Origin of the sequence: Enterobacter sp. WPR_3_1 (genome assembly GCF_003635055.1) — a bacterium.
GTDB lineage: Bacteria > Pseudomonadota > Gammaproteobacteria > Enterobacterales > Enterobacteriaceae > Enterobacter > Enterobacter ludwigii.
Genome location: NZ_RBXU01000008.1, coordinates 1,252,518 through 1,265,573 on the forward strand (window position 1 = coordinate 1,252,518; position 13,056 = coordinate 1,265,573).

At 53.3% G+C, this 13,056-nt stretch carries 13 protein-coding genes; 6 read left to right on the forward strand and 7 right to left on the reverse strand.

The window, feature by feature from the left end:
- Positions 1-5: 5 nt before the first annotated feature.
- Genes BJ887_RS07815 through BJ887_RS07825 form a run of 3 tightly spaced genes read right to left on the reverse strand, consistent with a single transcriptional unit; the run spans position 6 to position 1,495 of the window.
- Entirely contained in the window at positions 6-524 is a 519-nt protein-coding gene (locus BJ887_RS07815) for a 2-oxo-tetronate isomerase (protein ID WP_047356519.1), read from the reverse strand.
- Positions 525-535: 11 nt separating this feature from the next.
- Positions 536-982: a DUF421 domain-containing protein gene (locus BJ887_RS07820; protein ID WP_020884195.1), complete on the reverse strand. Its 447-nt coding sequence runs from the start codon at positions 980-982 to the stop codon at positions 536-538.
- Between the two features lie 9 nt (positions 983-991).
- Complete coding sequence (locus BJ887_RS07825; protein WP_041162595.1) at positions 992-1,495, reverse strand: hypothetical protein; 504 nt, start codon at positions 1,493-1,495, stop codon at positions 992-994.
- 138 nt (positions 1,496-1,633) lie between these two features.
- Between BJ887_RS07825 and BJ887_RS07830 the strand changes: the two genes are divergently transcribed.
- The 4 genes from BJ887_RS07830 to BJ887_RS07845 all read left to right on the forward strand — a co-directional run bounded on the left by BJ887_RS07830 (position 1,634) and on the right by BJ887_RS07845 (position 6,746).
- Positions 1,634-2,023, forward strand: a complete 390-nt coding sequence (locus BJ887_RS07830) for a YdeI family stress tolerance OB fold protein (protein ID WP_020884197.1) — start codon at positions 1,634-1,636, stop codon at positions 2,021-2,023.
- A gap of 64 nt (positions 2,024-2,087) precedes the next feature.
- A complete protein-coding gene (locus BJ887_RS07835; RefSeq protein ID WP_032678123.1) occupies positions 2,088-2,972 on the forward strand; it encodes an SDR family oxidoreductase in 885 nt (294 codons plus the stop codon).
- 186 nt (positions 2,973-3,158) lie between these two features.
- The gene (locus BJ887_RS07840; protein ID WP_014169993.1) at positions 3,159-4,082 is read left to right on the forward strand and encodes a LysR substrate-binding domain-containing protein; all 924 of its coding nucleotides are present in this window, start codon (positions 3,159-3,161) and stop codon (positions 4,080-4,082) included.
- 282 nt (positions 4,083-4,364) lie between these two features.
- Entirely contained in the window at positions 4,365-6,746 is a 2,382-nt protein-coding gene (locus tag BJ887_RS07845; protein ID WP_121339699.1) for a glucose/quinate/shikimate family membrane-bound PQQ-dependent dehydrogenase, read from the forward strand.
- 56 nt (positions 6,747-6,802) lie between these two features.
- Here BJ887_RS07845 and BJ887_RS07850 read toward each other — a convergent pair whose 3' ends face one another.
- The 4 genes from BJ887_RS07850 to BJ887_RS07865 form a co-directional block, all read right to left on the reverse strand.
- On the reverse strand, positions 6,803-8,494 hold the full coding sequence (locus BJ887_RS07850) for a methyl-accepting chemotaxis protein (RefSeq protein ID WP_025204238.1): 1,692 nt from the start codon (positions 8,492-8,494) through the stop codon (positions 6,803-6,805).
- Positions 8,495-8,655: 161 nt separating this feature from the next.
- A complete protein-coding gene (locus BJ887_RS07855; protein WP_014169990.1) occupies positions 8,656-9,774 on the reverse strand; it encodes an S-(hydroxymethyl)glutathione dehydrogenase/class III alcohol dehydrogenase in 1,119 nt (372 codons plus the stop codon).
- 33 nt (positions 9,775-9,807) lie between these two features.
- Positions 9,808-10,083, reverse strand: a complete 276-nt coding sequence (locus tag BJ887_RS07860; protein ID WP_014169989.1) for a metal/formaldehyde-sensitive transcriptional repressor — start codon at positions 10,081-10,083, stop codon at positions 9,808-9,810.
- Positions 10,084-10,375: 292 nt separating this feature from the next.
- On the reverse strand, positions 10,376-11,179 hold the full coding sequence (locus BJ887_RS07865; protein WP_121339700.1) for a DUF6694 family lipoprotein: 804 nt from the start codon (positions 11,177-11,179) through the stop codon (positions 10,376-10,378).
- Between the two features lie 802 nt (positions 11,180-11,981).
- Here BJ887_RS07865 and BJ887_RS07870 point away from each other — a divergent pair.
- Both BJ887_RS07870 and BJ887_RS07875 read left to right on the forward strand, forming a co-directional pair.
- A complete protein-coding gene (locus BJ887_RS07870) occupies positions 11,982-12,650 on the forward strand; it encodes an epoxyqueuosine reductase QueH (protein ID WP_121339701.1) in 669 nt (222 codons plus the stop codon).
- 119 nt (positions 12,651-12,769) lie between these two features.
- Positions 12,770-13,042 carry a YqjD family protein gene (locus BJ887_RS07875; RefSeq protein ID WP_014169987.1) on the forward strand — a complete coding sequence of 91 codons (273 nt, stop codon included), beginning with the start codon at positions 12,770-12,772 and terminating at the stop codon, positions 13,040-13,042.
- The last annotated feature ends 14 nt before the right edge of the window (positions 13,043-13,056 follow it).

Below are 13,056 nucleotides of genomic sequence, written 5' to 3' on the forward strand. Positions count from 1 at the left end.
TAAATTTACTCGTTATCCCAGTCTGATAATCTGGTCACTAATTCAGACAATGAATACTGCACCGCCTTCTCAACCACATCCTGGCAGTCGCCGGAAAACAGGACGGTACGGGTTTCCGTGTGTCCGCGAAGGTTCCAGGCGAAGCAAACGGTCCCTGCCGCCGTGCCATCGTCGCCCCCTTCTGGCCCGGCATAACCGCTGATGGCAATACTGACATCCGCCTGGGCAATCTCCAGGATCCGGGCGGCCATTTCGGTTACCGTCTGTTCACTCACGGCCGTATACCGTTCAAGGGTCTCAGGACGCACGCCCAGAATGCGCTCTTTCGCGCCGTCACTGAACACGACCAGGCCGACATCATAAAATTCGGCCGTGTTCTCTTCAGCACAAAGGGCGACGGAGAGTTTTCCGCCGGTGCAGGATTCTGCCGTGGTTAAGCGAAGCCCTAGATCTGTCAATTTGCTCGCCACTTTTTTGGTCAGTTCGGCGACGGTATAATTGTTATCATGGTGAAGGTTGCTCATTTCGTGGCCTCTTACTTCTCAAAAGGAATGATTGAAATATGGCCATTGCGCTCAAGAATGGCATATTTAATTTCACTCAACTGCGTAACACCATTATTCTGGCGTGCCGATACCAGAATATCATCACAGGAAACGTCGACTTTTTTGAGTTTATCTGCTAACGGCACGCCGTTCTCAACCAATATCACCGGAGTGCCATCAAGAATATTTTCTACCGGTGAGAAATATTTTTTCATTATCCCAAAGATAATATCCACTACCACCAGCGTGGTAATGGTAATCATTGCGCCGGTGACCGAAAAATCTTCCCCGAGCAGCGCCTGTTGCGTCGCCTCACTGATAATTAACAGGAGAATCAGATCAAAGCTGGTCATCTGCAGCAAAGCGCGCCGTCCGGCAACTTTAAATACCACGACGAGGAACAGGTAAATAGCCAGCGCACGAAAGACCATATCCATATCAGCCTCCTACGGGTAAATAAATTGCCAGAAAGGGATTTCCGGCTCGTTGTTTATGCGAACGACATTGTTCCATTTACCTGCGCGTGCAGGGGTCGTGAAGAGTAAGACAGAGAAGTTGTCGGACATTTTCAGGTTGTTATACACAAAAAAGAGCGTATTCCCGCGACTGAACATGCTGTCCGGTTGCGGCCAAACGCTTCCTGGCTCGTAAACATCGTTGCTCTCGCTGGTCACACTCAGGGTGTATTTCCCTTCTGTTCTGACCGGGAATGAAAGGTGGATCTTCGACTCCGTCTGGCGTCGGCCAAAGCGCTCGTAGTTGATGGTCAGCGACTTTGCCGAGTTTGTTCTTTGCGTATCACTCACCACTCCGCTTGAAAAGAAGCCCGCTATCGCCGCAACGATAATGGCCAGCAGGACAATAAAACCCACCTGACGAAATCCATATTCAAACGTCAGCAATCGGTAATTCTCATCTATCCCAGGTAACTTATCACTTTGACGCTTCATGGCGGCTATCACCGTTTCGCTTATTAACCGATATTTTTGATTTCAAAAGCGAATGTTTTTAAGACTTATCACATTTGCCACATAAAGGAATAGCAACAATACTTAATAAGTCAAGACACACAAAATGAAGGATATCAGATGAAATTATCGCTTATTTCCGCTTTTTTGATATTTCTGGTACCGGCCGCATGGGCAGATAATAACGGCGGGTTACAAAAAGGTGAAGCACCGCCACCACCGCACGCACTGGATAGCGGTTATCGTGGAACCGATGATGCACGAATTATGACCATCGATCATGCAAAAGAAATGCATGATGGTGCGACTATTTCATTACGCGGAAACCTTATTGACGGCAGCGGCGATAAGTTTGTATTCCAGGATAAAACCGGAAAAATAGACGTTATTATTCCCCAGGCAGTATTCGACGGCAGAACAGTAAAACCCGATCAGATGATCAGTATCAACGGATCGCTTGATAAGAAATCATCGCCGCCTGTCGTGCGCGTCGATCATTTGCAGAAATAATTCAGCGAAGCGTTAACGCTGCAACTATCCATCAAATCTCACCCCTTGGCTTAAGGAGTCAGCTATGAGTGATACTACACAACGTCAGAACGCTTACCCGCAACCCCCTTTCCCGGAGCAACCGCAAACGCCGCCGGGACTGGCATCAGAAATGCAACCCGTACCCGACCACGGGGAAACGAGCTATAAAGGGCATGGCCGCCTTGCCGGCAAGAAAGCATTGATCACCGGAGGTGACTCCGGTATTGGTCGCGCAGTCGCGATCGCTTACGCCCGTGAAGGGGCTGACGTCGCAATCAACTATCTGCCTGAAGAAGAGAAAGACGCGGTTGACGTCATTGAGCTTATCAAAGCGGAAGGACGCATTGCCGTCGCGCTGCCGGGTGACATACGTGACGAGACGTTCTGCCAGAAGCTGGTAGAAGAGGCGGTGGCCAAACTGGGGGGACTGGACATTCTGGTGAATAACGCCGGTCGTCAGCAATACCGGGAATCCCTTGAAGAGCTCACCACGGAAGATTTTGACGCGACCTTCAAAACCAATGTCTATGCGCCTTTCTGGATAACCAAAGCGGCGCTGCGCCATCTGAAACCGTCGGCCTCTATCATTAATACCTCCTCGGTCCAGGCGGTTAAGCCCAGCCCTGTGCTGCTGGATTATGCCCAGACAAAAGCCTGTCTGGCGGTATTCACCAAATCCTTAGCGAAACAGCTTGGTCCAAAAGGAATACGCGTCAACGCGGTTGCCCCGGGCCCTTACTGGACGGTGCTGCAATCCAGCGGCGGCCAGCCGATGGAAAAAGTGAAAGAGTTTGGTGGTGATACCCCGCTGGGGCGTCCGGGTCAACCTGTTGAAATCGCACCGCTCTATGTCACGCTGGCCTCGGATGAATGCTCATTTACCTCCGGTCAGGTATGGTGCTCTGATGGCGGTGATGGCGTGATTTAACCCGGCTATACACTGACGTAACGCTCTCAATGTGCTCGAAAAGAACAAGGACGTTCTTCCTCTCCCCCCTGCCAAAAAACATGTTGTAACTCAAACAGATCAAATGTTAAAAATATTTTGCTATCAAGTTATCAAAATTAAACAACTTAGCTTGTCACCCGCATCGCTCTGTTTTTAACATCGCCTATGGAAAAAAATGGTCTGTTCAGTCAGCGCATACGCTTGCGCCATTTGCATACATTTGTGGCCGTCGCTCAACAGGGAACGCTGGGGCGAGCGGCTGAAACTCTCAACTTAAGCCAGCCTGCGCTCTCCAAAACGCTGAACGAGCTGGAACAACTCACCGGCACCCGTCTCTTCGACCGCGGTCGGCTGGGGGCACAACTCACCCTCGTGGGTGAACAATTCCTAACGCACGCCGTCAAGGTTCTCGATGCGCTGAATACTGCCGGACAGTCGCTCAATCGCAAAGAGGAGCACGCCACGGAGATTGTGCGCGTGGGTGCCCTGCCAACGGCGGCGCTCGGCATTCTGCCTCCGGTCATTGGACAGTTCCACAAACATCAGCGGCATACCACTATTCAGGTTGCCACCATGAATAACACCATGCTGCTCGCCGGGCTAAAATCCGGCGAACTGGATCTCGGTATCGGGCGCATGTCCGACCCCGAGCTTATGGGCGGGCTTAACTACGAGCTGTTGTTCCTGGAATCCCTGAAGCTGGTCGTGCGTCCCGGTCACCCCCTGCTGCAGGATACGGTGACGTTAAGCCGCGTGATGGAGTGGCCGGTGGTAGTATCCCCAAAAGGCACCGTTCCTCGTCAGAACGCCGAGACACTGCTGCAGATGCAGGGCTGCTCACTGCCTTCAGGTTGCATCGAAACGCTGTCAGCCTCGCTTTCGCGCCAGCTTACGGTGGATTATGACTACGTCTGGTTCGTTCCCTCCGGCGCGGTGAAAGATGATCTCCGCCAGGGCACGCTTACCGCACTGCCGGTGACGTCGCCAGGTGCGGGCGAACCTATCGGTATATTAACCCGCGTGGATACCCCGCTCTCCCCGGGTGCGCAGACGCTGCTCAGCGCCATCCGCAAATCCATGCCTGCCTGAGACGCCTTTACAACCTCAACCACTAACCCGTCCTGTCGACGGGTTTTTTGTTTCTGTGGTCAAAAAATGCGAAATCATCCATTAACAATTGCGTAAAACAATTTAACAGTTTTATCATAGCCGCGAATTCACCAAATGGTTCGCATGCTATTTGTTAAACAGGAATTCAACCGCAAATGATGCGGATAAACCGTATAAAACCTCATCCCCCTCCGCGATTATTACCCAATTGGTACATATTCGGCACCGTTCCGCAACGCGGGGGATTTAAAGGAGACAGAAATGGCATTTGGCAGCGCGCCACGTGGGATACCCCGTATCCTGCAGTGGCTCCTTGTCGGACTGATGACGCTCATCGGTCTGGCTGTTGGCGGCTTAGGTTTAAAGCTTGTTACCGTAGGCGGAAGTGGGTACTTCCTGATCATGGGCGTGGCGATGGTGATTGCCGCCGTCCTGATTTTCATCAACCGCGCCAGCGGGATCGTCCTCTATGGCATCGCGTTTATCGCCTCGCTGTTCTGGGCCGTCAGCGATGCCGGATGGGATTTCTGGCCGCTCTTCTCGCGCCTCTTTACGTTTGCCGTGCTGGCCTTCCTCTGTGCCATCGTCTGGCCGTTTATGCGCGCAGCAAACCACAACGCCCCGAACAAAGCACCGGCGTTTGGCGTCGCGGCCGTTCTGGCGGTCGTGATGCTGGTGAGCCTCGGCTGGATGTTCAAGCCGCAAACGCTGGTGGCGGCGAATGAGCCGGTACCGGTAAAACCGGTCGCACCGGGTCAGGAGCAGAAAAACTGGGCGCACTGGGGCAATACCACCCACGGTGACCGCTTCGCCGCCCTCGATCAAATTAACAAACAAAACGTGAACGATCTGAAGGTGGCCTGGGTTGCCCACACGGGGGATATTCCTCAGAGCAACGGCTCCGGTGCGGAAGATCAGAACACCCCATTGCAAATTGGCGACACGCTGTATGTCTGTACGCCGTACAGTAAAGTCCTGGCGCTGGACGTCGACTCCGGTAAAGAGAAATGGCGTTACGACGCGAAAGCCTCGGCACCGAACTGGCAGCGTTGCCGCGGTCTGGGCTATTTTGAAGACCACAGCAGCGTGACAACGTCACAGGCAGATGCACAGCCTGCGGCCTGCCCTCGTCGTCTGTTCCTGCCGACCACCGATGCGCGACTGATTGCCATCAATGCGGATAACGGCAAGGTCTGTGAAGACTTTGGCGATCGTGGCACCGTTGACCTGAGCATCGGGATGGGGGAAATCAAGCCGGGTTACTATCAGCAGACCTCCACGCCGCTGGTCGCGGGGAATGTGGTGGTGGTCGGCGGTCGTATCGCGGATAACTTCTCCACCGGCGAACCGCCGGGCGTCGTGCGTGCGTATGACGTTCATACCGGTAAGCTGGCATGGGCATGGGATCCGGGTAATCCGCAACTGACCGGCCTCCCACCGGAAGGACAGACCTATACACGCGGCACGCCGAACGTCTGGTCTGCCATGTCTTACGATGCAAAACTGAACCTGATCTATCTGCCAACCGGCAACGCCACGCCAGATTTCTGGGCAGGTGAGCGTACGGCGCTGGATGACAAGTACAGCTCCTCCATCGTGGCGGTGGACGCCGCCACCGGTCAGGTGCGCTGGCATTTCCAGACCACCCACCACGACCTGTGGGACTTTGATCTCCCTTCCCAGCCGCTGCTGTACGATTTACCCGACGGTAAAGGTGGCACCACGCCGGTGCTGGTGCAGACCAGCAAACAGGGCATGATCTTTATGCTCAACCGCGAAACCGGCAAGCCCGTGGCGAAAGTGGAAGAGCGCCCGGTACCGGCCGGCAACGTTGAAGGTGAACGTTACTCCCCGACCCAACCGTACTCTGTTGGCATGCCGATGATTGGCAACCAGACGCTGACCGAATCGGATATGTGGGGGGCGACGCCAGTAGACCTGCTGCTGTGCCGCATTCAGTTTAAAGAGATGCGTCACCAGGGCGTCTTCACCCCACCGGGTCTCGACCGTTCCCTGCAGTTCCCGGGCTCCCTCGGCGGGATGAACTGGGGCAGCGTCTCAATCGACCCGAACAACAGCCTGATGTTCGTTAACGATATGCGCCTGGGACTGGCAAACTACATGGTACCGCGTGCCAACGTGGCGAAAAACGCCAGCGGCATCGAGATGGGTATTGTGCCTATGGACGGTACACCGTTCGGGGCTATGCGTGAACGCTTCCTGTCGCCGTTGGGCATTCCGTGTCAGAAGCCACCGTTTGGCACCATGTCAGCCGTTGACCTGAAATCAGGCAAGCTGGTGTGGCAGGTTCCGGTTGGTACGGTGGAAGATACTGGCCCGCTTGGCATTCGCATGCATATGCCGATCCCAATCGGTATGCCGACTCTGGGCGCGTCACTCGCTACCCAGTCCGGTTTGCTGTTCTTTGCCGGCACCCAGGATTTCTACCTGCGCGCGTTTGATACCGCCACCGGGAAAGAGATCTGGAAAGACCGTCTGCCGGTCGGTAGCCAGTCCGGACCGATGACCTATGTTTCACCGAAAACCGGTAAACAGTTCATCATCATCAACGCGGGGGGTGCCCGTCAGTCGCCGGATCGCGGTGATTACGTGATTGCCTACGCGCTGCCGGATAAGCAGTAACGCAATAAAAAAGGGACCTGCCGGTCCCTTTTTTTCACCCGTTTACCCCGGACGACTCAGAACGTTTCCCAGTTATCACCCGACACCGCAGGCGCAGGACGTAAAGGTGCGTTTTTCACCGCTGGCGCAGACGAGACTGAACGGCCAGGCTTTGCGCCACTCAGACGAAATGCCCCGACAGCCTCGGTCAGACGCGCGCCCTGTTCTTCCAGGGAGGCCGCCGCCGCAGAGGCTTCTTCCACCAGCGAGGCGTTCTGCTGCGTTACTTTGTCCATCTCCGAAATCGCCTGGCTGACCTGCTCGATACCGCGGCTCTGTTCGTCGGAGGCGGCGGCAATTTCCAGCATAATATCGGTGACGCGTTTCACCGCATCGACGATGTCGTTCATGGTGTTGCCCGCGGCGACCACTTCACCGGAACCCTGATCGATCAGGGAAACCGACTCGTTGATCAGGCTTTCAATCTCTTTCGCGGCATTTGCACTTCGGCTCGCCAGGGTACGCACTTCGCTCGCCACCACCGCAAAGCCGCGTCCTTGTTCACCCGCGCGCGCTGCTTCTACTGCCGCATTAAGCGCCAGGATATTGGTCTGGAACGCAATGCTGTTAATCACCGCAGTAATCTCAGAGATCTTCTTCGAACTGGTGGAGATATTGCTCATCGTTTTCACCACGCCGGAGACCATCTGGCCGCCACGGCTGGCTTTACCGGAGGCATCTTCCGCCAGCTTGCTGGCATGGTGCGCGTTATCGGCATTCTGTTTCACCGTCGCGGTCAGCTGTTCCATACTTGCGGCAGTCTGCTCAATGGCGGCCGCCTGCTGTTCGGTACGGGATGAGAGATCGGTGTTTCCAGCCGAGATTTCACTGGTTCCGCGATAGATCTCTTCCGCCCCCTGGCGTACGGTGCCAACCGTGGTCTCCAGCGAGTGCTGCATGGTTTGCAGGTCGCGCGTCAGTCGGCCAATTTCGCTGCGCCCGGCGACATCATCCGGCATCGTCAGGTCGCCTTTCGCAATGTTCTCGATTCGCGTGGCAGCACGCTGAAGCGGATTGATGACCGTGCGGCGCAGTACGATAAAGGTCAGCGCGGTCAACACCAGCGCCAGGGCAAACGCCCCGACCATAAACATCAGGCCCAGCTGCGTGCGGCTGTGCGCCTGCGCCGTCAGGGCATTGGCCCGGTCGGTACGGATCTTAATCGCCTTCAGCAGGACGGCGTTATAGGCGTCATCCAGCGGGCGCGCGGATTCGTTTTCATGGTTAATGATCGCTTCAAACATGCCGTTTTTGGCAAATTTAACCATCGGCTGAAGGCCCGCGATATAGGCGTCAAAGCGTGTTTTCAGTTCGGCATCCAGCGCTTCATCCTCCGCCGTACGAACGGGGCGGTTCATGTACGCATTAAAGCCATCCTGAGACTGCTTAATACGTTTTTCCGCCTCGCTGATGTTCTGCTTCATTGCATCCATCTCGGCGATACGGCTGGCCGCGCCAGCGTGGATCATATTGATACGCGCGGTGCGAAGATGGTTAGAACTGTTAGACAGCCCCATACGCACCTGAATTTCTGATGTGACATCCTGCTGATCGGCGTCTGCCTGCAGCAGGAAATAGCCCGCCAGACCTGAGCTCAAGGCGAACAGCAAAATAATGCCACCGAGAATGGAGGAAAACAGCGGAACCAGCCTGATATGATGCAAAAAGCTCAGCGTGCGCTGCGCCTGCATCGTTGTTGTGTTGTCCATGACCGTCGACTCTCTTGTAGGTAAGATGCGTAAAAACACGCCTGTAAAATAGTCATCGGCACGGCTGGAGATTAGCTTACGGCTAAAAGCGCAAGGCAGGTCACACTTTAGAGAAGATTATGCAGGAAACGCCAGCGGCAAAAAAACCGCTGGCAGAAGAGTTACTTGTCGCCGAAGTGAATCACCGTACGGATGGACTTACCTTCGTGCATCAAATCGAACGCGTCGTTGATTTGCTCCAGCGGCAGGCGATGGGTAATGAACGGGTCGAGCTGAATTTTCCCGACCATTGCATCTTCCACCATGCCCGGAAGCTGGGTGCGCCCTTTCACGCCGCCAAACGCTGAACCACGCCACACACGGCCGGTCACCAGCTGGAATGGACGGGTTTTGATCTCCTGGCCCGCACCGGCAACGCCAATGATGATGCTCTCACCCCAGCCTTTGTGGCAGCATTCAAGCGCGGAACGCATCACGTTAACGTTACCGATACATTCGAAGCTGAAGTCAACGCCGCCATCGGTCATCTCAACGATCACATCCTGAACCGGCTTATCGTAGTCTTTCGGGTTCACGAAATCAGTGGCACCCATTTCGCCTGCCAGCGTGAATTTCTCCGGGTTAGTATCGACAGCGATAATACGACCCGCTTTTGCCTGCACCGCCCCCTGGATAACCGCCAGACCGATACCGCCGAGACCGAACACCGCAACGGTGTCGCCCTCTTTCACTTTGGCGGTGTTATGCACCGCGCCAATCCCGGTGGTCACGCCGCAGCCCAGCAGGCAAACTTTATCCAGCGGCGCCTGTGGGTTCACTTTCGCCAGCGAAATTTCCGCACACACGGTGTATTCGCTGAAGGTACTGGTGCCCATGTAGTGATAGATCGGCTCACCGTTATAGGAGAAGCGAGTGGTACCGTCTGGCATCAGACCTTTACCCTGAGTAGCGCGAACCGCCTGGCAGAGGTTAGTTTTGCCGGATTTACAGAACTTACACTCACCACATTCTGCCGTGTACAGCGGGATCACATGGTCACCCGGCTTCAGGCTGGTCACACCCTCGCCGACTTCCACCACAATCCCGCCGCCTTCGTGGCCGAGTACCGCCGGGAACACGCCTTCAGGATCGTCACCCGAAAGGGTAAACGCATCGGTATGGCACACGCCGGTATGGGTAATTTTGATCAGGACTTCGCCTTTCTTCGGCGGAGCCACGTCGATTTCAACGATTTTGAGCGGCTGGCCGGGGCCAAATGCGACAGCAGCGCGAGATTTCATAATGTCTCTTCCCTTATTGTGAGGTCTGTGGGTTTATTTTAGATAAGAGCGCAGCAAATGGCCGACTTCTGCCATGCGAACGGCCCGCTGGTCCGGCGTTGTTTCCCCGGTCACCAGCTCATCTTTGAGGTGAATTTCAACCATTTCGCCCATCAGCCCATTCGCAGCACCGCGCACGGCGGCAATTTGCTGCAGGATGGCCAGACAGGGGTCGCCCGATTCCAGTGCACGCTCAAGAGCATCAACCTGCCCTCGAATGCGGCGGACGCGCGTCAGAATACGTTTTTTATCTGCGGGTGAATGCGGCATACGCCCTCCTGATACTATAGGGGGGTATTGTATATTTTAAAACAGCTTTATGTAAACATTAGGTTTGACGTGGTTATCGTGTAGTTAGCTGAGAGGCTCATCCGCCAGAATTGCTGCTCAGGGTTAATTCATTTCCTGCGATTTGCTCATAACCATGACCAAAGAATGCAGAACGAATCGTGTGGCTAAACCTTTCTGCCCGTATCTGGGTTCACCAGGTGAATATATCTGTCGCCACGTTTCCTCCGGACGTAAAAAAACCCGCCTAAGCGGGTCATTTTTTAGCTAAAAATCACGGGTATTTTTTCTTCAGTTCATCAAGCTTGTTACTGTCTTCCTCTGTAAACATTGTTGCATCAAACAACGCCTGCTTATCAGTACCGTCTACTCTCATGACCGTCACAGTGAAAACAGCGTCGCTTGGGGCATAAAGTTGACCCCATTCAGAATTTTTAGGCGGAGCCAGAGCCCATGTAGCTTCTTCATTCGGTTTAAGCCCGTCAGGAATATCGTAAAAGAACTTACTTTCCAACCAGGGATCTGAGTGTCCGCTGCTTGCTATCACTCCATGCAGGTAGGCTCTGGAAATAACGTTTTCACTCTTGTTTTTTACAACCAGTCTAATTACGGGTTGTGGCTCACCGTCTGCCTCAGGCTCCCTGGTAAATCTGGCTGATAAAACCTGGATTTTCTTCAGCTCCTCTTTAGCCATATCTGAGTCAGCTTTTTTCTTTTCTAGCGTTTTAATTTCCTGAATTGCCTGTTCTTTCTGCTTAAGCTCTCTCTCAGCTGTTACTTTCTGAGCATAAGAAATGACTTCCTCAGCAGTCTTTCCCGACAGGGGTTCGCGCATCTTTTTGCTGAGGTCTTCTTTGTCATTGTCTGATGAGGCATGCATGAGATCAGCCATGTTGATGTTACTGAATGCCACAACTTGCAGAGCGCTATCAAACTCCTCCCGCTTATTCTCCGGAAGTGACTCTCTGACTTTAGCTATAGACGATTTCATTGCATCATCAGTTGATGAGTCAATTTTAGGTTTATCGCAACCGGCAAGTAAGCAGGAAAGTAATATCACGCCAACAATTTTTTTCATGTCCCTATTCCATCAGTAAAAATTAGGAACAATCTTATCAGGAATTGGTGCATTGATAAAATAAGCATATAGAACATTAACTTGATTCAGTTGCATTCCACACGTCTGGTGATAATCAACGCCAGGCGCAGGGTCGTTTTCACCATGCCTTCTGCGTTTTGGCTGCGGTCATCACATCCCGCGCATTCATCACAATAAAAAAGGCCACCGAATGGCAGCCCTGGTCGTTAGGTATTTATCAATATCGTTTCGTGGTACCGACTGGCGTCCTTTCTGACCAATCAGGCCTCTCACCAGCCATGATCGCACGCTGTTGGGATGGTGTCACAGACTGGGTTATCTCTGGCATAGCCTTGTATTCAGGTTTTTGAGGTGGGCTGAGAACCAGATCGGAACTACAACCTGTCAGCAAAAAAATCGCAAGAAGAGAGGAATTAAACTTGTGCACTCTATACCCTTCCAATGGGATAAAAAATTAAAGAAAGAATCGTGGTGTCGGGTGCATCCCAGTGACTCTTCCCAGATAAGCAAAGACGCGAGCATACCTGCGGACGGCAGTAGTCTGGAACGCCCTCTCTTCAGAGAGGATTCACCACAGAAATAAATTATGTCGAATTTATTCCTTCGGTCAATGCATGATTGCTGCGAGTCGTCGCAGGATCAGGGGAATACGAGGTGACGTGATCGGAGCCATAGAAAAGAAACGTGGATGTTTATGTTCACCGGGGTTTGCCCTGAACGTTCACTTTCTTCGGTTACGGGACTACAATTCAATAAATTTCATTCACATAGAGTTGATACGATGAGTACAACCCCCTTTATCCGCCCTCAACTTACCCTGCCAGACGGTGCCGACAAACTGCTGCTGCACTCCTGCTGCGCCCCCTGCTCGGGAGAAGTGATGGAGGCCATCCAGGCCTCGGGAATTGATTACACCATATTTTTCTATAACCCCAATATTCATCCACAAAAGGAATACCTCATCCGTAAGGAGGAGAATATTCGCTTTGCGGAAAAACATGGCGTGCCGTTTGTCGATGCCGATTACGACACCGATAACTGGTTTGAACGCGCTAAGGGCATGGAATGGGAACCCGAGCGCGGCATCCGCTGCACCATGTGCTTCGATATGCGTTTCGAACGCACAGCGTTGTATGCTGCAGAAAATGGTTTTCGCGTCATCAGTAGTTCATTAGGGATCTCCCGCTGGAAGAATATGCAGCAGATAAATGACTGCGGCCAGCGTGCGGCAGCGCGCTATCCGGGGATGGTCTACTGGGACTACAACTGGCGCAAACAGGGCGGTTCCTCGCGCATGATTGAGACAAGCAAGCGGGAACAGTTTTACCAGCAGGAATATTGCGGGTGCGTGTATTCGCTCAGGGACAGTAACCTGCACCGCAAGTCTCAGGGCCGCCCGCTTATCCGGATTGGGAAACTGTATTACGGTCAGGATGAGAATGAGAAATAAAGGGTTTGTGGCATAGAGATATATCCGAAAACAGGAGGGTTTTGTGCCAAATTCCGCCCTGCGTCCCTTAAAACGCAAAAGAGAGGCTATCCTTATACTATCAACACAAGGAGGCAAAAATGACTGATTTCAATACTGATAAAAATACACAGTTTGCAGAAGACAAAGCGAAAAATAAACTCGATGAACTGGCAGGCTCAGCCCAGCAGCAGTTTGGCGATTTCGTTGACTCCCCTAAGCATCAGGTTAAAGGTGCTGCCAAAAAATATGCCGCACAGGCCAGCGACGCCGTTTCCGATGTCACTGAAGCGGTGAGAAACAATCCCCTGACGGGTTTAATTGCTGCGGGGGCGGTAGGTATTGTTCTCGGCCTGTTACTGGGTCGAAAATAAATAAAGGCCCTTCG